The sequence below is a fragment of the Sabulicella glaciei genome (assembly GCF_026183895.1).
In the GTDB taxonomy this organism is placed as follows: Bacteria; Pseudomonadota; Alphaproteobacteria; order Acetobacterales; family Acetobacteraceae; genus Roseococcus; species Roseococcus glaciei.
In genome coordinates this window covers 1-21,571 of record NZ_JAPFQI010000004.1, presented here as the reverse complement: position 1 = coordinate 21,571, position 21,571 = coordinate 1, and the positions used below count along the sequence as shown (strand labels likewise).

At 68.5% G+C, this 21,571-nt stretch carries 17 protein-coding genes; 10 read left to right on the top strand and 7 right to left on the bottom strand.

The window, feature by feature from the left end; all coding sequences use genetic code 11:
- The first annotated feature begins 9 nt into the window (after window positions 1–9).
- Complete coding sequence (locus OF850_RS07950) at window positions 10–978, top strand: Bug family tripartite tricarboxylate transporter substrate binding protein (RefSeq protein ID WP_301589461.1); 969 nt, start codon at window positions 10–12, stop codon at window positions 976–978.
- 624 nt (window positions 979–1,602) lie between these two features.
- On the opposite strand, the gene OF850_RS07945 is transcribed toward OF850_RS07950, so the two are convergent.
- Entirely contained in the window at window positions 1,603–1,737 is a 135-nt protein-coding gene (locus OF850_RS07945) for a hypothetical protein (RefSeq protein ID WP_301589460.1), read from the bottom strand.
- 244 nt (window positions 1,738–1,981) lie between these two features.
- Window positions 1,982–2,215: a site-specific integrase gene (locus OF850_RS07940; RefSeq protein ID WP_301589459.1), complete on the bottom strand. Its 234-nt coding sequence runs from the start codon at window positions 2,213–2,215 to the stop codon at window positions 1,982–1,984.
- A gap of 530 nt (window positions 2,216–2,745) precedes the next feature.
- Here OF850_RS07940 and OF850_RS07935 point away from each other — a divergent pair.
- From OF850_RS07935 to OF850_RS07910, 6 genes are all read left to right on the top strand, one after another.
- On the top strand, window positions 2,746–3,054 hold the full coding sequence (locus tag OF850_RS07935; RefSeq protein WP_301589458.1) for a hypothetical protein: 309 nt from the start codon (window positions 2,746–2,748) through the stop codon (window positions 3,052–3,054).
- 76 nt (window positions 3,055–3,130) lie between these two features.
- Complete coding sequence (locus tag OF850_RS07930) at window positions 3,131–3,427, top strand: hypothetical protein (protein WP_301589457.1); 297 nt, start codon at window positions 3,131–3,133, stop codon at window positions 3,425–3,427.
- A 192-nt stretch (window positions 3,428–3,619) separates the two neighbouring features.
- The gene (locus OF850_RS07925; RefSeq protein ID WP_301589456.1) at window positions 3,620–4,879 is read left to right on the top strand and encodes an NHLP bacteriocin system secretion protein; all 1,260 of its coding nucleotides are present in this window, start codon (window positions 3,620–3,622) and stop codon (window positions 4,877–4,879) included.
- The gene (locus OF850_RS07920) at window positions 4,876–7,005 is read left to right on the top strand and encodes an NHLP family bacteriocin export ABC transporter peptidase/permease/ATPase subunit (protein ID WP_301589455.1); all 2,130 of its coding nucleotides are present in this window, start codon (window positions 4,876–4,878) and stop codon (window positions 7,003–7,005) included. The genes OF850_RS07925 and OF850_RS07920 overlap by 4 nt, the downstream gene beginning before the upstream one ends.
- Window positions 7,002–9,791, top strand: a complete 2,790-nt coding sequence (locus OF850_RS07915; RefSeq protein WP_301589454.1) for an NHLP bacteriocin export ABC transporter permease/ATPase subunit — start codon at window positions 7,002–7,004, stop codon at window positions 9,789–9,791. Before OF850_RS07920 ends, OF850_RS07915 begins: the two co-directional genes overlap by 4 nt.
- A gap of 109 nt (window positions 9,792–9,900) precedes the next feature.
- The gene (locus OF850_RS07910) at window positions 9,901–10,851 is read left to right on the top strand and encodes a LysR substrate-binding domain-containing protein (RefSeq protein ID WP_301589453.1); all 951 of its coding nucleotides are present in this window, start codon (window positions 9,901–9,903) and stop codon (window positions 10,849–10,851) included.
- 280 nt (window positions 10,852–11,131) lie between these two features.
- Here OF850_RS07910 and OF850_RS07905 read toward each other — a convergent pair whose 3' ends face one another.
- The 3 genes from OF850_RS07905 to OF850_RS07895 all read right to left on the bottom strand — a co-directional run bounded on the left by OF850_RS07905 (window position 11,132) and on the right by OF850_RS07895 (window position 15,671).
- Window positions 11,132–12,427, bottom strand: a complete 1,296-nt coding sequence (locus tag OF850_RS07905) for an HdeD family acid-resistance protein (RefSeq protein WP_301589452.1) — start codon at window positions 12,425–12,427, stop codon at window positions 11,132–11,134.
- A complete protein-coding gene (locus tag OF850_RS07900; RefSeq protein WP_301589451.1) occupies window positions 12,424–13,629 on the bottom strand; it encodes an MFS transporter in 1,206 nt (401 codons plus the stop codon). Before OF850_RS07900 ends, OF850_RS07905 begins: the two co-directional genes overlap by 4 nt.
- A 1,034-nt stretch (window positions 13,630–14,663) precedes the next feature.
- Window positions 14,664–15,671, bottom strand: coding sequence for a 4-hydroxythreonine-4-phosphate dehydrogenase PdxA (locus tag OF850_RS07895; protein ID WP_301589450.1), 1,008 nt, complete (start codon window positions 15,669–15,671; stop codon window positions 14,664–14,666).
- A gap of 216 nt (window positions 15,672–15,887) precedes the next feature.
- On the opposite strand from OF850_RS07895, the gene OF850_RS07890 reads away from it, so the two are divergent.
- Window positions 15,888–16,871: a Bug family tripartite tricarboxylate transporter substrate binding protein gene (locus tag OF850_RS07890; RefSeq protein WP_301589448.1), complete on the top strand. Its 984-nt coding sequence runs from the start codon at window positions 15,888–15,890 to the stop codon at window positions 16,869–16,871.
- Between the two features lie 778 nt (window positions 16,872–17,649).
- Here the strand turns inward: OF850_RS07890 and OF850_RS07885 are convergent.
- Both OF850_RS07885 and OF850_RS07880 read right to left on the bottom strand, forming a co-directional pair.
- Window positions 17,650–18,927: an extracellular catalytic domain type 1 short-chain-length polyhydroxyalkanoate depolymerase gene (locus OF850_RS07885; RefSeq protein ID WP_301589447.1), complete on the bottom strand. Its 1,278-nt coding sequence runs from the start codon at window positions 18,925–18,927 to the stop codon at window positions 17,650–17,652.
- 120 nt (window positions 18,928–19,047) lie between these two features.
- Window positions 19,048–19,470, bottom strand: a complete 423-nt coding sequence (locus tag OF850_RS07880; RefSeq protein ID WP_301589446.1) for a CopG family transcriptional regulator — start codon at window positions 19,468–19,470, stop codon at window positions 19,048–19,050.
- A 292-nt stretch (window positions 19,471–19,762) separates the two neighbouring features.
- Between OF850_RS07880 and OF850_RS07875 the strand changes: the two genes are divergently transcribed.
- The gene (locus OF850_RS07875; RefSeq protein WP_301589445.1) at window positions 19,763–20,650 is read left to right on the top strand and encodes a TauD/TfdA dioxygenase family protein; all 888 of its coding nucleotides are present in this window, start codon (window positions 19,763–19,765) and stop codon (window positions 20,648–20,650) included.
- An 83-nt stretch (window positions 20,651–20,733) separates the two neighbouring features.
- Window positions 20,734–21,474: a Bug family tripartite tricarboxylate transporter substrate binding protein gene (locus tag OF850_RS07870; protein WP_301589444.1), complete on the top strand. Its 741-nt coding sequence runs from the start codon at window positions 20,734–20,736 to the stop codon at window positions 21,472–21,474.
- Window positions 21,475–21,571: the final 97 nt, after the last annotated feature.

Sequence of the window (21,571 nt, the reverse complement as noted above, 5' to 3'; positions counted from 1 at the left end):
GCATGACGCATGACGGCGTTTTCCCGCCGGTCCCTCCTGGCCGCGCCGCTGCTCGCCGACGTCCCGGCGGCAGCCCAGGCTTCCTTTCCAGGCGCGCGGCCGGTGACGCTCGTGATGCCCTACACCGCGGGCGGGCTGCCGACGGTACTGGGCAACATCATCACCCAGGGCCTCGCGCAGCGGCTCGGCGGCAGCTTCGTCACCGATTTCCGCCCGGGCGCCGCGACCGCCATCGCCGCGCGGCAAGTGGCCCGGGCGCAGCCGGACGGCCATACGCTGCTCTTCGGGAGCGTGACGACCTTCGCCGCCGTCCCACATGCGCAGCGCAACCCCGGCTACGACCCGCTTGCCGACTTCCATCACCTGACCATGATCGGCAACACGCTGTTCATGCTGGTGGGGCATCCGCGCTGGCCGAGCTTGGCTGCCGTACTGGAGGAGGCGCGGCGTCGTCCGGGCCAGTTGAGCTATGCCAGCTTCGGCATCGGCTCCACGGCCCATCTGGTGATGGTCGATTTCCTGCGTCGCGCCGGAGTGGAGATGCTTCACATCCCCTTCGGCGGCTCGGGCCCCGCGATCACCGAGATCCTCGCGGGCCGCGTGGACCTGATGTTTCCCACCTTCGCTTCGGCGAAGCCGCATGTGGAAGCGGGCCGGCTCCAGGGCTTCGGCGTGCCCGCGCGCAACCGCATCCCCTCGATGCCGGCCGTGCCGACGCTGAGCGAGTTGGGCTTCACCGACTTCCACTTCGACGCATGGCTTGGCGTCTCGGCGCCTGCAGGCACGCCGCCCGCCGTGGCTGAGGCGCTGGAAGCCGCGCTTGTCGCCACCTTCGCGGAAGCCACGACCCGCGCGCGGCTGGAGGAGCTTGGCCTTGAGCCCGCGCCCCCGGGCCGCGCGGCCATGGTCGCGAGCATCCGCCGGAATCTCGACGCCAATCGCGAGTTGATGGCACGCGCCGGCATCACGCCCGAGTGACGCGGCATGGGTTCCGGGCCTGCTCCTGACCCGGTTGCCTCACCCTTTGTGGACGCCCCAGAAGAACGGCACGGGCGCGGTGACGAAGCCCCTGCAGATTGCGGCGATAGGCAGTCGACTGCTTCATCTGGCCGGGCGGGACGAAGGGCATCGACCGGAAGGCTTGCGCCTGCAGCCCTGTCGCGATGTCTTGCTGTTGGGCCAGTTCGGGGGCCTCAAACCAATCTGTGCGCAGTTCCTCGAGTGCTGGGCCGGTGGGCCAGCCGGACCATGCCTGACCGCCGTTCGCACGCACCAAGGTGTTCACCGCAGGGGTCAGGATATCGGCACCGTTCCAAAGTGTATGGAAGATGCTCCAACCGCCTCGCGGCTGTTGCGGCGCTGGAGCATGGAGTTCCAGTCCGTGGCGACATGCTGGATACTCATGCCCATCCGCCGCAGCAGATCGGCCGTCACCTCGCTGACCGTGGTTGTGGGCCCGTTGTCGGTCGCCAGAATGATGACGAACTTTTCGCCCTTTATCCGCAGGCCTGCAGCGCAGCCTTCGCGCGATCCACGTTCCTTATCTTGAGCACGTCGCTGCCAGGCTCACTCCCGATGGGGCCGCAGCAAGCAAAGAAGCCCTCACAGGTGCCCCAGGTCCCCCCGCAGCACTTGCCAGGGCACGGGCACGAGGCTGTGCCAGTCGAGTGGGCAGCCGATCCTTATCCCCACGGCGGAATGCACGAGATCGGTCCCGTCCCAGATCCAATCGCGCATCTCGCGCGCCAGCATCTTTGCGCCCTCCTGCCCGACCGACCTTCGCTTGGCGGCTGTTGCAGCAAGAGCGCAACCAGTTCCTGTTCAATCTGGTCGTAGTCGAGCACCCACTTCACCGCCCCGCGGCCGCGCGCGGCCGAGCGGAAAGCGCGCATGCGCTCCTCCGACCCCGAGACGCTCAGGCGATTGTAGACCCGATACGGATGCCGGCAGCGCACCCCCCTGCCCTACCCTGCCCCGGCGCTCACAGGCCGAGCTTGCCCGCGACCGAGCCTGAGACGATCTTCGCGCGGCGGACGTGGCGGCGCATGGTGCTCACGTCCTTGCGCCGCGAGTGGCCCATGATGCTCTCGTCGTCGATGCCTTGCTTGCAGGCCTCGGTGATGAACCCCGCGCCCAAGCCGTGGGCCGAGATCGGCTCCAGCGACGTGCTCTCGATCCCTGCTTCCCCCGCAACGTGCCTGATCATCTTGCGCACGGCCTCGCCCGAGAGGGCGCGGGGTTCGGGGATCCCTTTCGCCGAGACTGGCACGAACAACGGCCCGCACCGGCCAGGTGTCCCTCCCCTTCCCGCGCGGGATGCCGAGCTCGGTCGGGCGCTCGCGCTCGCCCTTGGAGCCGATGATCCGGACCACCAGCCCCTCCCCGCGCAGCGCGATGTGGTTCCAGGACTCGTCGGCGCGGCGCAAGAGGTCAGCGCGCAGCGAGACGATCTCCAGTGCCGGAGCGTCCCGGCCCAGCCGAGCAGGATGATCGCTTGGTTGCGCAGGCCTGTGATGCCTGACCCGGCCTTCTTCAGCATCTCTTGGATGTCGACCAGAAGGAGCGCCGAGGCTTGGTGCTGGGGCTGGGCTTCCTCAGTCACCCCGCGCACCGCGCCGGTCCCGTTTTTCCATCGTCATCACCTATCGCCTTCTTCGGCGCAATCGACTTCAGCGATGACGTGGCGTCGGTAGGATGGCCTCACTCCCGCAGGACGGGAGGCATCGAAAGCCAAGGACCCAGACCATGACCGCCATCTCCTCCACCGCCCCCGCTTCCCTCGCCCTTTCCGACGCTCAGCTGGACGGCATCGCAGGCGGCATGAGCCTGGGCGGTGCCATCGGCCTGGGCGTGGGCATCCTGGCCGGCGGCGCGCTGGTCGCTGCCACGGGTGGCCTCGCCGGCGGCATGATCGCGGGCATCATGGCCGGCATGACCGAGGCCACCTTCGCCACCATGGCGGCCGCCCCCACCGTCGGCGCCGTGGTCGGCGGGATCGTCGGCGCGGGCGCCGGTGGCGTGGTGGGCCAGCAGATCGGCTCCTCCCTCGGCTGAGGCGCTGCCGCTCCCCCTCCTCACAAGCCTCCTCCGCAACCCTTCCCTCACGCCCCTTTCCACAGGAACCACGATCATGACGCAGATCACCTGCACCGCCCCCGGCCTCGCCCTGTCCGACGCGCAGCTCGACGACATCTCCGGCGGCCTCGGCGCCGGCACCTGGATCGGCGCGGGCGTCGGGCTCGTGGCCGGGGTGGCGCTCACCATCGCCACCGCAGGCGCCGCCGCGCCCCTGCTGGCCGGCTCGGCCGCAGCCCTCTTCGCCGAGGCCGGCGTCACCATGGGCGGCATCATCGCCACAGGCGCCACCGCCACCGCAGGCCTCACCGCCTCCGGCGCACTCGTGGGAACCGCCGCCGGAGCACTCTGAACTAAAGGCGAAGAGCCGCTTCAAAGCGCCGCGCGGGTGAGGTGCCCGCGCGGTTTTCGCGTTGTCCATCCGGGAATTCCCGGCCTTGCGGCTTGCTTCATGATGGTCTGAAGACTGCCGGAGAATGCTTTCCTTCCCCGACTTGCACCGCAGCTCCGCCCGTCTCGCATGTCCTTTCTTGGGGCGGTGGCGGTGAGCGCGCCCGCCCTGTTCCGCGAGAAGGCGCTGGCGCGTCTCTCCGCGCCGGAGGAGCTGGAGCAGCGCAGCCGGATCGTGCCGCCCCTGGGCTGGGCAGCGCTGTTGACCTGCGCGGGGCTGCTGGCGGCCGCCCTAGCCTGGGGCATCTTCGGTACTTACCGCATGACAGCGGCTGGGCAGGGCGTGCTTGTCCAAGCCAATGGCATGTTCGTAGGCATCAACGCCCCCAAGTCGGGCTGGCTGGAGCACTTGGCCGGCACGGGCGAGCGTGTCGAGCCGGGCGGGCTGATCGCCCGATTGCGCGCGCCGGAGGAGGATGCGCGCGTGACCGGGACAGAGGAGCGGCTTCGGGAATTGCACGCCCAAGGTGAGGCGGTGCGCGCCCGTTACGCCGAACGGCTGTCGCAGGAGGAGCAGGCAGCTGCCACGCGTCGGCGAGGCCTGGAAGAAACGGCGGGACTGACCGCGCGCCGCATCACCGAATTGGAGACCCTACTTCGGACGCGCGAGGGGCTGGCTGGCAGCGGCCTCGTCACCACGGAACGCGTGGTTGACGTGCGCGAGCGTCTCTTCGCAGCGCGCGAGGCGCTCTCGCGCACCCGGACCGATCTGGATTCTCTGGAAACGGGTCTGCTTTCCCTCCGCGCCCAGCGTGATGCCGAGGTCGAGGGCCTCGCGCGGCAGGAAGTGGATGTGCAGGGGCAGCTGGACCAGGCGCGGCTGTCGCGCAGCCTCGCCACCGAGATCCGCGCCAGCGTGGCCGGGGAGGTGGTGATGACGCCGGTCACGCGCTTCTCTCTGGTTTCTGCAGGGCAGCGCCTGCTGGTGGTCGAGACCGGGGAGGAGACGCTGGAGGCGCTGCTCTTTGTCCCCGCGGATGCAGGCAAGCAGGTTCGTCCTGGCATGGAGGTACGCCTTTCGCCCAGCACGGCGCGGCGCGAGGAGTACGGCGCTCTGGTCGGCACCGTCACCAACGTCTCGCCTGTTCCAGTGTCGCAGCAGGGGGTGGCGGACCTCCTCGCCAACCCGGACCTCGCGCGGCAGCTGGCCGGGGACCGCGCGCCTCTGCTGGTGCGCGTCGCGCTGCGGCCCGACCCGGCGCAGGGCAGCGCCAATCCCTACGCCTGGACCTCCCGCAAGGGGCGCGAGGTGGCGGTGGAGAACGGCATGCTGGTCGCAGGTGACGTCACCGTGCGAGCTGCGTCGCCGATCGAACTGGTCATTCCCGCGCTGCGACGGTGGACGGGACTGTGACACCCACCATCCTTCAGATGGAGGCGACGGAATGCGGCGCCGCCTCCTTGGCCATGGTGCTGGCCCATCACGGGCGCTGGGTGAGGCTGGAGGAGATGCGCGTCGCCTGCGGCGTGTCGCGTGACGGCAGCCGTGCCAGCCACCTGCTGCGCGCTGCGCGACGCTATGGGCTCGAAGCGAAGGGCTGGCGCGTCGAGCCCGAAGGCATCGCCGCGCACCGCCTGCCGGCCATCGCGTTCTGGGAGTTCAACCATTTCGTCGTGGTGGAGCGGATGGAGAAGAAAGGGGTGCGAATCATCGACCCCGCTTCAGGCCCGCGCCTCGTGCCCCATGTCGAATTCGACAGCGCCTTCACCGGCGTGCTTCTGGTCTTCGAGCCAGGGCCGGATTTCAATCGAGGCGGCACGAAGCCGCGCCCGCTCGCCGCCGCCCTGTCCCGCCTCGCCGCGGCTCGCGAAGGGCTCGCCTATCTCGCCATCGCCGCAACGCTGGCCTTGTTGCCCGTGGTGGCGGTGCCCGCCGCGTCCAAGATCTTCGTGGACGACGTGCTGGTGCGCGGCTTCGAGGGGTGGGTGAGGCCGCTGCTGCTCGGCCTTGCCTTCGCGGCGCTGCTGCGCGGCCTGCTGACATGGCTGCAGGAACACGCGATGGCGCGGCAGGAGTTGGCGCTGGGCGCCGGATTTGGTCTGCGCTTCTTCCGCCACATGCTGCGCCTGCCGACCGGGTTCTTTGCCCAGCGCTATGCGGGCGATCTCGCCTCCCGCGCCTCGGCCGCCTCGGAAACCGGCCATCGCGTGGGGGCGGAGGCGACCGCACTGCTCGCCGCTGGACTGGCTGTGGCTTTCCATCTCGGCCTCATGCTGCTCTACGATCCGGTGCTGACGCTGGTGGGGCTCTCGGTGGCGCTGCTGAACGCGCTCGTGGTGCAGGGCGTGGTGGCGACACAGCGCGAGGCGGCGCGGCAGGTAGCGCGCGAGGGAGCGCGCATGGCCGCCGTGTCAGTCGGCGGCATCCAGGCCATCGAGACGCTGAAAGCCGGCGGTCTTGAAGCGGACTTCTTCGGCCGGTGGGCCGGCATGCAGGCGCGACTGCTCAATGCGCGGCTGCGGCTGCAGCTGCCCGCGCTGGCGCTGGACCTCCTGCCCACGCTGCTCGCAGGCCTGGGAATGGCGGCCGTGCTGGGGCTCGGAGCGTTGCGCGCCATGGACGGCGCGATCACCATCGGGACGCTGGTGGCCTTCCAGGCCTTGCTTTCCGGCTTTTTCGGCCCGGTGCAGGCTCTTGCAGGCGCGACCGCACGGCTGCGCGCCTTGCAGGGCGAAGTGGAGCGCGTGGACGACGTGGCGGCAGCACAAGCCGATCCGCGTCTCGTGCCCGGAGATGCGCCTTCCGGCCCGGCGACACGGCTGTCTGGCCAGGTGGAGATGCGCGACCTCGCCTTTGGCTATTCGCCGCTGGAGGCGCCGCTGATCCAGGGTTTCAGCCTACGGCTGGTGCCTGGAGCGCGTGTTGCCCTGGTGGGCGCGTCGGGAAGCGGAAAATCCACCGTCGCGCGGCTCCTCGCTGGACTCTATGACCCCTGGGGGGGTGAGATCCTGATGGATGGCCGCCCGGCCGCCTCCTGGCCGCGCGAAGCGGTAGCGGCGTCGCTGGGCTTCGTGGACCAGCAAGTGGCTCTGTTCCGCGGCACGGTGCGGGAGAACCTGACGCTCTGGGACGACACTATCCCCGAGGCGGACATCCTGGCCGCCGCGCGCGATGCCTGCCTGCACGAGGTCATTCTGGCGCGGCCCGGCGGCTATGACGGACCCGTCGCGGAAGGCGGCGCGGATTTCTCAGGCGGACAGGCGCAGCGCCTGGAGATTGCCCGCGCCCTGGTGCATCAGCCGAGCCTCCTGATCCTCGACGAGGCGACCTCCGCCCTCGATCCGGTGGTAGAGGCGCAGCTGCTGGCGAACCTGCGCCGGCGGGGCTGCACCACGCTGGTGGTCGCGCATCGACTTTCCACCATTCGCGACTGCGACGAAATCCTCGTGGTGGAGCGTGGGCAGGTCGTGCAGCGGGGCGCCCACGCGACGCTGTTCGCACAGCCTGGCCCCTATGCCGAACTGGTGCGCTTGGCATGAGCGGGATCGCACCCGAGGCGTCGCTTCATCCGGCCAGCGCCAATCCCTTCGTCCCAACCGGACCGCTGGTGATGGATGGCGGCGGGCTGTGGTTCGTCGTGGAAGCTGGCGCGCTGGAATTGCGGCTAAGTCCGTCGAGCCATGCTGGGCTTTCCGTGCCGCTGCTGCGCGTCGCGGCGGGTAGCGTCGCGCCCTGCCTGGGCAATGCGGAACATCCCGTGCGCGCTTGGCCAGAGCCGGGAACGAGGCTGCGCCCCGTGGCGCCGGAGGACGTGCAGGCGGCGCTGTTGCCCGCCCTGGAGGCATGGCTCATCGCGTTGTCGCGCGGGGCCTTTCACGGCCCTTCGCCCGAGCCCGCGCTTCCGGCGGAGGGCGAGGCACTGTCCGAGGCGACCTTGCTGCGCCCGCGCGAGGGGGTGGTTTGGGCGCTGGTCGAAGCAGGCCGGCTGGAAGAAGCGGACGGTGTGGTCCCTGGCGCCGGTCCGGGCGAAATCGTGCCCCTGCCCGCAGCCGGGCCGGGGTTGCTTGGCCTTCCCGGCACGCGGCTGCGCTACCTCGGCTGGGCTTCGCTTCTGGACAAGGGGCAGCTTCCGGCAGCGCTGGAGCGGTTCCACGCCGCTTGCCTCGCACGCCTCGCCGCTGCTTCGCAGCGGGCGCAGGAAAGCCTCAGCGGCCGCATTGCCGAGCGGGCAAGCAGCGGCGATGCCCGCGCCGCCGAAGCGATAGCCTCGCTGGCCGGGAAAGGGGGCAAGACCCACGACGAAAGCGAAGGCGAGGGGCTGCAGGGTGCGCTGCGGCGCATCGCCCATGCCTTGGGCGTCCAGACCGCAGGCGAAGGCGTCGCATCCTCCGCAGGACACACGGAAGACCGGCACCGTGCCGTCTTGGCCGCCGCCGAGGGCTTTCGCCTTCGCGCCCGCCGCGTTCGCCTGGAGCCTGGTTGGCAGCACCGGGCGGAGGAACCCTTTCTGGGCTTCCTGGCCCCCGATGGCCACCCGGTTGCACTGCTGCCCGGAACCAGTAAGCCGGTCGAAGCGGATCTCGAACCCTTTGGCTACAGCTTTTCGCCCATGCTGCCGGACACGAAGCTGGGCGCGCAGGCTTTGCTGCGCCTGGGGCTGCTCGGTGGGCGGCGGGAACTGACGACGATCCTTCTCGTCTCGCTACTCGCGGGTCTTCTCGGGCTGGCCACCCCCTATGCCACCGGACTGCTCTTTGAGAGCATCATCCCAGCCAGCGCGCGCGGCGAGCTGGCGCAGATCCTGGCCGGGCTGGCGGCCGCAGCGGTGGGTGCCAGCGTGTTCGCCCTCGTGCGCGGCTTTGCGCTGCTGCGCCTCGCAACCACGGTGAATGCGCGGCTGGAGGCCGCGATCTGGGACCGCCTCCTGCGCCTGCCGGTTTCCTTCTTCCGGGGGCAGCAGGCGGCAGACCTCGCCATGCGCGCCGATGCGGTGAACCAGATGCGCGAGGCAGCGAGCGGTACGGTGGTCGGCACCGCCTTGGCGGCGTTGTTCGGTGCGCTGAACTTTGTGCTGCTGCTGCACTATAGCTGGCGCCTGGCTTTGGTCGCGCTCGGCCTCGCACTGGTGCAGGCGTTGGTGATGGTGGCGGCTGCCTTGCTGCAACTTCGGCTCCGGCGGCGCCTGCTGGCTGCATCGGGCCGTGTCCGCTCCTTCGCCCTGGAACTGGTCGAGGGGATCGCCAAGCTGCGCGTCGCAGCAGCCGAGGATCGGGGCTTCGCCCGCTTCGCGCTGGCTTTTGTGGAGGAGGCGAGGCTCTCGCTTCGCAGCCGGCTGGTGTCGGGCGGTGTCTCGGCCTTCGGTGCGCTCTGGGGAACCCTGTCCACCGGCGTGTTGATAGCAGCGGTCGGGCTGGGCTGGGCGCAGGTGGGAATTGGCGACTTCGTCGCATTCAGCGCGGCCTTCGGCCAGTTCAACTCTGCGCTGCTGTCGCTGGCTGGGGTGATGCCCTCTGTGCTGGCGCTCGTGCCGCTGTATGAGCGTGCCCGCCCCATCCTGGAGGCGGTTCCTGAGGATGCGGGGCTGCGGAGAGACCCCGGAACGCTGCGCGGCATGGTCGAGCTTCAGGGTATCACCTTCCGCTACGCGCCGAGCCTCCCTTCCGCCCTGGACCAAGTGACCCTGCGCGCCGCGCCAGGCGAGACGGTGGCGCTGGTCGGCCCCTCGGGCTCTGGTAAGTCCACCGTGCTCCGCCTCTTGTTGGGTTTCGAGGCGCCAGAAGCCGGGGCCGTGTTCATGGATGGACGCGACCTCGCCGGGCTCGACCCGCGCGCGGTGCGACGGCAGATGGGTGTGGTGCTTCAGCGCGGGCGGGTGCTGGCGGGCTCGTTGCTGGAGAATATCGCAGGCGGCGTGCCGATGAGCGTGGAGGAGGCGATGGCGGCGGCCCGCGCAGCCGGACTGGAACCTGACATCGCTGCCATGCCGATGGGGTTGCACACTATGCTTGCCGAGGGCGGCGGCACCTTGTCGGGCGGGCAGCGGCAGCGGCTGATGATCGCCCGCGCCCTCGCGCACCGCCCGCGCATCCTTCTCTTGGACGAGGCGACCAGCGCCCTCGACAACCGAACGCAGGAGGTGGTGACACGCAATCTGGAGGCAATGGGCGTCACCACCCTCGTCGTTGCACATCGCCTATCCACCGTGCAGCGTGCCGCGCGCATCTATGTGATGGACGGGGGAAGGGTCGTGGAGGAAGGGCGGTTCGAGGAGCTGATCGAGGCAGGTGGTCTGTTTGCGCGCCTCGCAGTTCGGCAGCTGGCATAAGATCGCGAAGCATCACAATGGAGTGGTCATTCGATAAGTATGGCGCCGGCGCCCTGTCGGGATCCTCGGTGTCGCCCTGGGATGCTTGCGCCCGATACGGGAGGGACACATGAATCTCGCGGGCCTGTCGCTGCGCGACCTCGAATATGTGAGCGCGGTCGCCGAGCATCGGCATTTCGGCCGGGCCGCGGCCGCTTGCGGCGTGTCCCAGCCCACCTTGTCGGGCCAGCTCCGCAAGCTGGAAGAGTTCCTGAGCCTCGAGATCTTCGAGCGTTCGCCGCGCGGCGTGCTCGTCACCGCGCGCGGCGAGGAGGTGGTGGCCCAGGCGCGCCGCATCCTCAGCGAGGCGCGACGTCTCTTCGAGGTCGTCCGCACCGGTGCGGAGCCGCTGACAGGCGTGGTCAGGCTCGGGGTGATCTCGACGCTCGGTCCCTATCTCGTGCCCTTCCTGCTGCGGCCGCTGCGCGCCCGCTTCCCGCGCCTGCGCCTGCTGCTGATCGAGGGCAACACGCGCCCGCTGATCCGCCAGCTGGAGCAAGGGGAGCTGGACGCCGTGCTCGCCGCAGGCCCGCTGGGCGAAAGCGACCTTGCCGAGCTCCCGCTGTTCCGCGAGGAGCTGGCGCTGGCCGTGCCGCGCGACCATGCCCTTGCTCAGGTGGACGAGGTGCGGCCCGGGGACATCCCGGCCAGCGAGCTGATCCTGCTCAGCGAGGGCCACTGCCTGCGCGACCAGGCCCTCGCCTTTTGCCCGGACCGCCTGCGCGAGGGCGACCACGTGCTTCAGGCCGCGAGCCTCGAATCGCTGCGGCAGATGATCGCGGCCGGAAGCGGCGTCTCGCTGTTTCCCCAGTTGGCGATCCAGGTGGGCGCGCTGCTGGACGACATGGTTGCCTACCGGCGCATCGCGGGCGGGGCGTTCGGACGCGACGTGGCGCTGTTCCACCGCCCCAGCTTCGGCCGCATCCGCGACATCCGCATGCTCCGGCAGGCGATCGGCGAGATCCTGGCCGAGCAGAGCGCCGTGCGGGTGCACCGGCCCGGGATCCGGCTGGCGAGCTAGGCCGGCGGTCTCTTCAAGGCCGGATGCTTCAACTTGAATCGGCGGCAGTCACAGGTGGCAGGCGAAAAGATATCCTTCCGACCTATCGAGCAAGGAGTGGCACAGTTCGAACCTCGTTTCGTGGCCGCCCCGGCGGAAGCGGGAGTTCCAAGTGATCTGCACCTTGTGCCCACCACAACGCCGCACGGTCATCGCAAGCGGTTGCAGGACGCTTCCGCAGCATCTCCGCGATATTCCGATCCGGCCCTATCTGCTCCGCCTGTGAGGGCAGTCGCGCCGCTTATACATCGCGCAGCGCAGCCCGACTTGGCCGCAGGAGGCGGTGCCAAAGCGCGGCGGGAGGGTCGATCACAGCACTCATGGCGCGGGCGTAGTCGAGCACGAGCCCGGGCGTCCAGGCCATGCTTTCCGCGCGCTGGCGTATGAGCCCCGCTGCCCAGAGTTCCGGGTTGGTCAGGGCGCCCAGCACCGAAATGACGGGCCACCGCTTCGAGACGAAGGCACCTTCCAGCGCTGCATCAAGTGCGCCAGCGACGGCGCTGGAGCAGTTGCGGCTTGTGAGGTTGTAGGTCTGGTCCTGTCTGTACGCTTCCCAGAAGGCGCGCAGCCGAAGGGCGTTGAAGTCGTAGAACACAACCTGCGCAGTCGGGGCACACCACCCAGCGACCTCCTCGGCATGGCCTGGGAGGAACCGTCCGGGGACATCGTTGTCGGTCGTCGCGCGCAGAAGGGCTGCGAAGGCATTGCGCGACCGGTCAATCTCCACGGCGGGGTAGTGGCTGATGTAGAGGTCGGGCGCCAGCTCGAGGGCGGCATGGCCGGTCGAGATTGTGCCGCTGCCGTCGACCGCCGCGATGTAGCGGCTGACGGCCCGTTGATGCAGGGGGGTGCTGACCGTGCCGGTGGGCGTCCAAACATGCACAATCAGGCTGCTCTTCCCGCCCGTCCGCTCAGGCTGGACCGGAGGCAGCAGGACATTGGCGATCGGGTTCTGCGACAGCGCGATGGAGACGGGCGTGCCGGGTGGCAGGCGGCGGATCCGCATGGCGGCGTGGATGATGCCGGTCCCGCTCAGCGCCAGGAGCAGGCCAACCATGCAGCCGACGGTTCCGGCATACCAGGTCGGCAAGGGCTGCAGCATCGCGACGGCGAAGAGGATCTCGAGCACGCCACCCGCAACTGCGCCTCTCCATCCGAGGAAGCGGATCAGGTGCGCGCTGGCGATGCGGAGGACACCGTCGACCAGGAAGCCCAGGGCAAGCAGCAAGGCCAGGATGAAACTCGTGCGCGGCGAGGCGCTGAGGATCAGCCCCGCGGCGACCAGCAGCGCGACGCTCTTGGCGAGCCTGAGCCGCCGGGCCGCACCTTTGCTGCCCGCGGCCGCGATCAGGCTGAGGGCCGCCTCGGGCAGCATGAAATAGCCGAAGACGTGCGGCGGGATCAGCGTCCAGCCGTCGATGGCATCGACAAAGATGAAGGCGCCCAGTCCAAGCCATGCGAGTCCTGCCGCCAGAAGTACGGGCCAGCGGCGCTGGATCACCTCGTGACCCAGAAGCAGGAGCATGATGCGGATCATGCGGGCGCGGTCCTCCGGCGAGAAAGCGCCGGTGAGAGGAGAAGGGCCAGGGTGAAGCTGCCACAGGCCAGGGCCACGAACAGCGGAAGGCCGTGTCGGGCCATGTCGAGGGCCGCGCCCGTGAGACTGGGCCCGACGAGCGCACCGCCGCCCCAAAGCAGGCCCATAGCCGCGTAGACGCCGACGAGATCCGTGCCGCGAAACCGGGACCCGACGATGGCCAGCATCGTGGTGTAGATCCCGACAAACAGGCCTCCCCAGAGGAAAAGTGCAGGATAGGCGACCCACGGCGTCTGCAGGAGAATGGGCCAGGCGAGAGCACCAAGCGTGCACAGACCACCCAGCCAAAGCATCAGCGTCCGGCGGTCCATCTTGTCGCAGAGCCATCCAATCGGCAGTTGCAGCAGGATCGCCCCCACCATCAGCGTCGTGATCAGTTGCGTACCAGCCTGCTCTTCCCAGCCGAGACGGGCAGCGTAGATGACCATGAACGACAGTCCGGCCGTCTCGACGGCGGCGTTCAGCGCCGTCGTCGACATGGCCACGGGCGCCAGGCGCATGAATCGAAGAAGATTGCTCTGGCCATGTGCTTGCATGGCTGGACGGGTGACACCGGGATGGACCAGCAGGAGCAGGGCCAGCAGCGCCGCCCCCGAGCCCACGGCGAAGGGAAGTATCCCGTCCGTCCCGGTGACGGAGAGGATGAGTGGGCCACCTGCGAAGCCGAGCGAGAGCATGGCCGTGTAGGTCGCCATGACCCTGCCGCGCGTCCTATCGCTGCTGAGTTCGTTTGCCCAGCTTTCCGTCAGAACGAATAGGATCTCCGCGCCCGCGCCCAGCCCGATCCGCAGCACGAACCACATCCAGACGATCGGGATCGCGGGGAAGAGCAGCAGCAAGGCCGCGGTCGACAGCAGCGCCACAAGGAGTAGCGGCCGGACTCCGAAGCGGCCGGCGAGCCGCGGCAGGAGTGGCGCCACCATCAGCACGCCCACGGCGTGCATGGCGGCGTTGAGGCCGATCCAGGTCTCCCCCAACCCACGTTCCGCCAAGTTCAATGCGACGAGCGGCGCGGTGAGGCTGTAGGTGAGTCCGAATATGGTGGCAGCACCGATGACCGCGACAAGCGACAGCAGCGGCGTGCCCCCGCCGGCTTGGCCACATATCGGGGTCTGGGCGGGCTGGCGCCCCTCAGCGCTCATGTCTGTAATCCGTACATGGAGCACGAGCACTCCAGGCTTGAATCTGGATCGGGCCTCGTGGACCAATTGCTCTCTGAATGGTTTGATCATGACCGCCTGGTTTCGGCATCATCGCGCAACCACCATTTGGAAGACGAGGGGAAGTCCGGCGCCGGTCAACGGACGGACCTAGTCGAAGGGTCGTTCAAGCCGTCCAGCGAGCATCTGAACGCAGCGAGATTCCCTGCGGGCGCAGCTTCCCGGCTGAAGCTCAGCAAGGGACCTCAAAGCCAAGTGCAGCGTCGCTCCGGCAGTCATTTCCGGCTCACTCAACGGCGCTGGATGTGGGCGCCCGGTTCCAGTCCGATTGCGGTTCGATCGGCACCTGTACCCTTTGCGGAAGCGACGCAGCGGCCGGTGGCTGCGAACGAGACGGCCGGCACTCCGCATTCCCGAAACGATTCAGGCAGGCCGAGATTCTGCAGGCATCGATTGCCGCTTGGCGCTGAGGTCGGTTCAGATCTTCCTGCACCCATTCGGTGTACGGAACGCTTTCCAAGCGCGTCACCGGTGTGCAGTTTGTCGTCGTCTGGTTGCCAGATCCTGTAGTCCGGCAGTTCATGCCCCCGGTCGGGACCGAAGTCATCCGTGTCCGCGTCACGGGCCGGGTGTGGAAGTCCGGTGGGATTTCCCGGAGAAGAACGGCGGTGCAAGCGTCATTCTCCTGGTGCCACTCCGTGCTCGCGCAAGCGCCAAGCGCAAGGACGGCCGCCACAGCCACATGAAGTCGAAGCCGCACTTCCTCTCTCCCAACAGACGCGCTCAACCGCGTGGTAGGTGCAATTGCATCGATCTTGGGCGCCCGTGAATAGGAACATTACTGAGCCGCGCTGCCACAGCGCCTCAGATCTGTTGGTCATTGAAAGGGGGCTGATTTCCGATGCGGCCTGCGTGCTTGCCTGACCCGGCCCCCGCCGCACGGTCCATCACCACGGCCGTCCCCGCATCGGCTTCGCACCGAAGGGCTCACGCCATCACGTCGGTCACCCGCGTCATCAGGCAGTCCGGCGGCGTCGCGCGCCCATCGCGCAGGCAAGGTCAAAGGCGGCCTGCAGCGCGCCGACGCGGGCGGCGCCCTTGCCCCTGATGTCGAAGCCCGTGCCATGCGCGCAGGTCGCAATCGGCACGGGGAGCCCGCCCGCCACCGTGACGCCGCGCCAGAAGCCCATGAGCTTCATCGCAATCTGCCCTTGGTCGTGGTACATCGTGACGATCGCGTCCACGTCGCGCGTGCCGTCGCTCCTCGGTTGCGCGCGCAGGAAGATGGTGTCGGCAGGATAGGGACCTTCGCAGGACAGGCCTCGGCGACGAGCCTCCTCCAGCGCGGGGCCGATGACCTCGATCTCCTCGCGCCCGAAGGCGCCGTTGTCGCCATTGTGCGGATTGAGCCCGCAAACCGCGATGCGCGGCTCGGCGACGCCGGCCTGGATCAGCGCATCGCGGATCAGCGCCACGGCGCCGATCACCTTCTCCGGCGTGACGAGGCCAGCCACCTCGCGCAGCGCAACGTGGCTCGTCACACGGCAGGTCCAGAGGCCGTCGAGCACGTTGAACTCGCTATGCGGCCCCTTGTGACCCAGCACCTCCGCAAACCAGTGAAGCTCGTCCGGGTGGCCCATGCCCGCCATGTGCAGCGCGCTCTTGTTGAGCGGAGCAAAGCAGATGCTGTCCACTATGCCGGCCTGGGCGAGCGCCAGGCACTCGCGCAACGTGTCCATCGCATGCGCCCCGCCCTCGGCGCTCGGCCGGCCCCGCGGGATCGCCGCGCGGCGCCGCACCTCGTGGAGCGCGACGTGGCCCGGCGCGAGCGCGGCTGGGTCGTTCACGCGCGCGAGCGGCACCTCCACACCCGCAATCCGCATCCCCTCCGCCAGCTCCTCCGGGTCGGCGACAAGAAGAAGGGCGGCCTTGTCGCGGTTCGCCGGCTCAGCCAGCAGCTTGGCCATGATCTCGGGCCCGATCCCGGCGGGATCACCGAGTACGAGGGCAAGGCGGGGCGTCATGCGGCCGTCCTCCGGCTGGGTTGCGCACCGCCGCGAGGCGGCCGTGCCAGGGTCTGCACGACGCTGGCGCGTTACGTCAACAAGCCTATCTCCCGACCTGTGGACGTGCAGGGCTGCACGCTGGACGACCCGGCCGCGGGGTGTACGCTCGGCACCCAGGCGGGCCATCCGGCAATGGGCGATGGTGCCGCCGAGAACCTAACGGGGGAAACGTTAATGCAGCTCGATCGCCGCTCGACCCTGGCCCTCGCGCTGGGCGGCCTCGCGATGCCCGCGCTGGCGCGGGCCCAGCGCGGTTCTGGCTGGCGGCCCACGCGGCCGATACGCCTCATCGTCGCTGCCGCGCCTGGCGGCTCCAACGACATCCTCGCCCGCATCATCGCCGAGCCGGCCGGGCAGGTCCTCGGCCAGCCGGTCGTCATCGAGAACCGCGCCGGCGCCGGCAGCGTCATCGGCAGCGAGGCGGCGGCGCGCGCACCGGCCGACGGCTACACGGTCCTGATGAATAGCTCGCTCGCCACCATCCCAGCGGTGGTGGCGAACGTGCCCTACGACACTCTCGGCGATTTCGACGGCGTGGCGGTGGCCGGCTTCTCGCCGCACCTGCTCGTGATCCATCCCGCCGTCCCGGCGCGCACGGCGCAGGAGTTCCTCGCACTGCTCCGCGCCAGCCCCGGTCGGCTCAACTACTCTTCGGCCGGCCCGGGCAGCGGCCCGCACATCGGCGGCCTGCTGCTGATGGCGCGGATGAACGTGCAGGCGGAGACGGTGCACTACCGCGGCGGCGGGCCGAGCGTCGCGGCGCTGGTCTCGGGGGAGGCGCAATTCGGCACGCCCACCATGGCGTCCGCGATTGGGCAGGTGCGCGGCGGCAACCTGCGTGCGCTTGCGGTGCTGGCGGAGCAACGGAGCCCGGCCCTGCCGGACGTGCCGAGCGCCCCACAGGCGGGCATGCCGGGCGTGATCCATGAGGAGTTCTTCCCGATCGTCGCACCGAAGCGCACGCCGCCCGCTGCGTTGGAGGCTCTCGGCGATGCCTTCCGGCAGGCCATCCAGCAGACTGCTGCGCGGGTGAACGAGATGACCGGGGTGGCCGCGCGCACTGGCTTCGAGACGAGCGCGCAGGTAATGGCGCTGGTCCGGGAGGGCATCGAGGCCAACACGCGCCTCCTGCGTGCCGCGGGCGTGCAGCCGGAGTGACGCGGCCGGACTGCGAGCGATGCGGTCGTCCGCCGGGACATGCTGGCAGAGCCGAGATATCGCCTTCTCGGCCAGGCGGCGCATGCCCTCCTGCTCCCACGCAGCGTTCGCGCCGCTCCGGTCCAGGCCGGCCACGAGGAGACAATCAAGGGGCCTGCCCCGCCGGCTACCTGATCGAGATTGGCTGGGTCGATGAGATCGGGAACGGCGAGGGCCAACCTGATCCGGCCTACCTACGGATGGACGTCCCGGTCGAAAGCCGCAGAAGCGGTGCACGGGATCAGCCGGGAAAAGCTGGTAAAGGATGGCCGCGACCATGCCTGGGTGGCGCGGCATACTCACGAGGCACTCAGCAAGGCCGACATATTTCGTTCCGGTGCCGCGGAGTGGGGCCAGGAGTGGCTCGGCCGTCTCACAGGCGCGGCCGGCCTTCGGTGTTGGAGCTGCGGGGCGACTTGGCCGCGCTGTTGCACCTCGGCTCGCAGGCCTCGCAACGCAAAACGGCCGCTCCCTTGGTGGGGAACGGCCGTTCTGGAGAAGTGTTGGAAACGTGGGATGCGGGGACACGCAACCGACGGTCCCAATACGTACCGGTTACAATCTGAAGACATTTGAAGAGATATCTCCGAACAGGTCCACGGGGCCCGTCGCCGACAAGCGGCAATTGTTGCGCTCACCTCTCGAGCCTTCGTGTCAGCCTACGCTCCTGTACTGCAGGCTGGACTCTCCCCCTGTTGACCGAGCAGGGGCCGGTCGTCTTGGTCTTTCCCCGCCACGCCTATGTGCCCCGGGGATGTTCCAGGAAGAAGCGCATCATCTCGCGCGATGCATCGGGGCCCCGTGGGTCGGTGTAGGATCCGGCGGAACTGCCACCGGACCAGGCATGGCCGCCGCCGTGGACGAGCCACTGCTCGAGGACCGATTGGCCGGCTGCGTCCTTATGGATGGTCCGGCTGTAGGCATGGCCCCCGGGCACGTGCCCGCGCTGCACCTCCGTCCGCAGGCCGCCCGCTCCCGCGGACTGTGCGATGACCTGATCACCGTTGCGCGGATGCACCGTGTTGTCCTTGTCCGCATGGAACACGATGGCCGGGACGATGCGTCGGATTCCTGCGCCCAAGCCTGTGCGGTCAGGCTGCGGCGGGAGGGTGGCACCCTGCCGCATGGCGGCGAAGGCCGAGGGAATATCGCGAGCTGCGCCACACGCCAGGCCGGAATGCACTCCGGCCGCGGCGTAGAGATCGGGATAAGCCTGCGCCATGATGGCTGCGGCCGCGCCACCAGCGGACAGCCCGGCGACATAGACCCGCCGTGGGTCAACCGCATGGTCGCGCATGACCTGGCGCGTGATGCCAGAGATCAGCGCAGGCTCGCCCTGGTCGCGCCGCTGGTCGCCAGGGCTGAACCAGTTCCAGCACTTCTGGGCATTGGCCGCCTGCGTCTGGCCGGGATAGACGATCAAGCAGCCGTGCTCCTCGGCGAGCGCGTTCATCCGCGTACCGGCGGCGAAGTCGTCGGGGGACTGGGTGCATCCGTGCAGCATGACGACCAGCGGCATCGCCTCGCCGCGATAGTTGCTGGGGATATAAAGCTTGTAGCCGCGGCTTCCGGCGTCGTTGCTGAACGACCCGGCCACGAATTGTGCACCGTCGGGCAGCGGCTCCGCCGGCCGCGCCATCGGGCCCTGCGCCAGCCCTCCCAGACCCTGTGGCAATCCGCCCTGGCTGATCTGATCGAGGAAGCCACGCAGCGCTTCAGGCATCTGCGGCATCGTTGCCGCATCCACGCCCCCGGCGGGCCATCGATGGGCCGCATTCATGGGCGGTTCCGGAGCGGGCGCAGGATCCGATGGCTCGCCGGTCACGGGATCCACATCGATGATGCGCGGCGGGCGTCCAGCCGGCGGCTTGGTGGCGCCCGGCGGTGTGGCCGCAGTCGTGTCAGCTGGTGCTTGGCCGCGGAGCAGGCCCTGCAGCAATGCAGAGGCTTCGGTCAGCTTGCCTTCGCGGGTGAGGCGGGTAGCCTCGAGCATGGGGTTCGGTCGGATCGCGTTCATAAGGGATCTTTCGGTGCGCGGGCGCAGGCCAGCCTTCCTTACAGGGAGGCTCGCGCTGCATTCCGCCGTGGAAGGCAGATGTTGGACGTGGTTGACGCTGACCCGTCGTTGTGGCGACGGTCAGCGGATGCGGTCGGCGAGCGCGGCCTTCACCGCGGTGCTGGCCTGGAGCGCGCCGAGGACGGAGATCGAGGCGATGGTCGCCTGAGCGAGTTCCGGCGTGACATCGGCTGCGATGCTGACAAGACCCAGCACGCGGATGTCGAGCCGCTCTCCTGCTGCCCGAACCGCTTCGAGATCGGCGCGGGTGAAGTGCCTCAGACCAAGGTCAAGGCTTTTCCTGACGATCGACTGTTTCGCCGTCTCGGCATGCCGTTCGATCTGATTGCGGATCGCGGTGCGGATGAAGTCGGTCCGGTTTGAGTAGAAGCCCTCCTGCACCAGCAGGTCGACATGGCCTAGATCGACGTAACCAAGGTTGATCGTGATCTTTTCGGTGTCGCCGCCGGGCTTTGGCCGCAGTTCGTGCACGTTCGCAGCCATCCTGATAACATCCTCTTACCATCTGTGTGGATGGTAAATGGGAAGGGAATAGGTTGATGCAAGTAGTGGTGCTCAAGGCGAGCGGCTTGCGCCACGCATCGATGGCTACGAACGGCTGCGAGAGGTGAACTCTCTATGAGTCACTGGCGCGCCGCGCCGATCGTCCAGGTCATCATTGTCGGTCGCTCTGCGGAATCACAGCAGCAGAACGTGGTTGAAATTCCATCTTTTAAACGATTAAAGTGGCCCCGCTAATGGGCAGACAGCGAACCGAAGAACTCACGGAGGAAACATGAAAGCCACCCTTCAGATCCGCCCGGTCACCCCGTCCTTCGTGGCTGAGGTGAGCGGCATTGACCTGCGGAAGCCCGTCACACCGGATGTGGCGGCTGAGATTGACGCAGCCATGGACACCTACGCTGCTCTTGTGTTCCGGGATCAGGCGCTAGGCGACGCCGAGCAAAGGGCATTTGGCGAGGCGCTCGGAACGATCGAGGCCACTCGTGCCACCGTGGATGCGGAGAAGACCCGTCTCCAGGACAAGACGATCAACGACATCTCGAACTTGGCGCCGGACGGCACCATTCTGGCGGCTGATGCGCGTCGACGGATGTTCAACCTCGGCAACCAGCTCTGGCACAGCGACAGCAGCTTCAAGGCGATTCCCGCCAAGTATTCTATGCTGCATGCCCGCGTGATCCCGCCCAGCGGCGGCGCGACCGAGGTCGCCGACATGCGCGCGGCCTGGGATGCCCTGGATCCTGACATGCAGGAGAAGCTTCGGGACCTGATCTGCGAGCACAGCCTGCTCTTCTCGCGGCAGCTCCTCGGCTTCACCGAGTTCACCGAGGTGGAACGCGCCTCCTTCGCTCCGGTCCAGCAACGCTTGGTGCGCTACTTCCCCGCGACAGGACGGCGTAGCCTCTATCTGTCCGCGCATATCGGGCGCATCGTTGGATGGCCAGTTCCCGAGGCGCTGGCCCTGATCCGCGATCTGATGGAGCACGCGACGGAGCGCCGCTTCGTTTACAGCCACGCATGGCGGGTGAACGACCTGCTCATGTGGGACAACAGGACGACCATGCATCGCGGTCGGCCTTACGATGACAAGCGCTATCCGCGAGACATGCGGCGCGTGACGCTGATGGATGTCGCCTCGACGCTGCAGCAGGCGGCCTGAACGGCCGCCCTCGGCAAGGAACACTGCTTCAGCCGATGCTCGAGAGGGCACGTCTGAAGCAGCATCATCGAGGAAACAATCCAATGAACCAATCCAACGCGAGCCGCCGCAGGGCGCTAGCTGTCATCGGCGCATCTGCAGCTGTGCTGGCAACTCCGAGGCTCGCCTCGGCACAGGGGTCAGGCTTCCCGTCACGACCTATCCGTTTCATCGTGCCATGGACGCCCGGCGGACCGAGCGATGCGACGGCGCGTGCGCTGGCTGCAGCCGCCGGAAGGAAGCTGGGCGTCCCCATCGTGATCGACAACCGGCCGGGCGCGGCCGGGACGCTGGGTCCTTCCAGCATGGCGCGGGGCAGTCGGCCCGACGGATACACGATCTCCCAGATGCCGATCAACGTGTTCCGTTATCCGGCCATGGCATCCGTCGACTATGATCCGGTCGAGGACTTCTCGTGGATCATCATGACCTCTGGCTACACCTTTGCCAGCGGTGTCCGCGCCGATGCGCCCTGGGCCAACTGGGGTGAAATGGTGGCCGCCGCCAAAGCGCGGCCAGGATCGATCGCCTATGCCTCCAACGGCATCGGTGGCACGCCCCACGTCACGATGGCACAGATCGCCGCTCATGACGGGACAGACCTTCTCAACACCCCGTTCCGCGGGTGGGCAGACAGCTTGGCGTCGCTGCTCGGCGGGCAGGTTCAGCTCATGTCCGATGCTGGTCCATGGGCGCCGCTGGTCGAAGCCGGGCGCGTACGTGTGCTGGCGACCTGGGGCGCGGAGCGCAGCAGGCTTTTCTCTGTGTCGGGCGCCATGGAATGACCCTCCCTTGGCGACATGAAATCGCCCCCCTCTGGAGAGGGAGAGAGGGATGTCGATGGACGAGGCTGGAGTGATCCAGGCTTCCGCGCTGGACGAG

What these genes read in the sequence shown, in the direction of transcription:
- OF850_RS07950 (WP_301589461.1), top strand. Translation starts at nt 10, where the DNA reads ATGACGGCGTTTTCCCGCCGGTCCCTCCTGGCCGCGCCGCTGCTCGCC.
- OF850_RS07945 (WP_301589460.1), bottom strand. Translation starts at nt 1,737, where the DNA reads ATGCGCGATTGGATCTGGGACGGGACCGATCTCGTGCATTCCGCCGTG.
- OF850_RS07935 (WP_301589458.1), top strand. Translation starts at nt 2,746, where the DNA reads ATGACCGCCATCTCCTCCACCGCCCCCGCTTCCCTCGCCCTTTCCGAC.
- OF850_RS07930 (WP_301589457.1), top strand. Translation starts at nt 3,131, where the DNA reads ATGACGCAGATCACCTGCACCGCCCCCGGCCTCGCCCTGTCCGACGCG.
- OF850_RS07915 (WP_301589454.1), top strand. Translation starts at nt 7,002, where the DNA reads ATGAGCGGGATCGCACCCGAGGCGTCGCTTCATCCGGCCAGCGCCAAT.
- OF850_RS07910 (WP_301589453.1), top strand. Translation starts at nt 9,901, where the DNA reads ATGAATCTCGCGGGCCTGTCGCTGCGCGACCTCGAATATGTGAGCGCG.
- OF850_RS07905 (WP_301589452.1), bottom strand. Translation starts at nt 12,427, where the DNA reads ATGATCCGCATCATGCTCCTGCTTCTGGGTCACGAGGTGATCCAGCGC.
- OF850_RS07900 (WP_301589451.1), bottom strand. Translation starts at nt 13,629, where the DNA reads ATGAGCGCTGAGGGGCGCCAGCCCGCCCAGACCCCGATATGTGGCCAA.
- OF850_RS07895 (WP_301589450.1), bottom strand. Translation starts at nt 15,671, where the DNA reads ATGACGCCCCGCCTTGCCCTCGTACTCGGTGATCCCGCCGGGATCGGG.
- OF850_RS07890 (WP_301589448.1), top strand. Translation starts at nt 15,888, where the DNA reads ATGCAGCTCGATCGCCGCTCGACCCTGGCCCTCGCGCTGGGCGGCCTC.
- OF850_RS07885 (WP_301589447.1), bottom strand. Translation starts at nt 18,927, where the DNA reads ATGAACGCGATCCGACCGAACCCCATGCTCGAGGCTACCCGCCTCACC.
- OF850_RS07880 (WP_301589446.1), bottom strand. Translation starts at nt 19,470, where the DNA reads ATGGCTGCGAACGTGCACGAACTGCGGCCAAAGCCCGGCGGCGACACC.
- OF850_RS07875 (WP_301589445.1), top strand. Translation starts at nt 19,763, where the DNA reads ATGAAAGCCACCCTTCAGATCCGCCCGGTCACCCCGTCCTTCGTGGCT.
- OF850_RS07870 (WP_301589444.1), top strand. Translation starts at nt 20,734, where the DNA reads ATGAACCAATCCAACGCGAGCCGCCGCAGGGCGCTAGCTGTCATCGGC.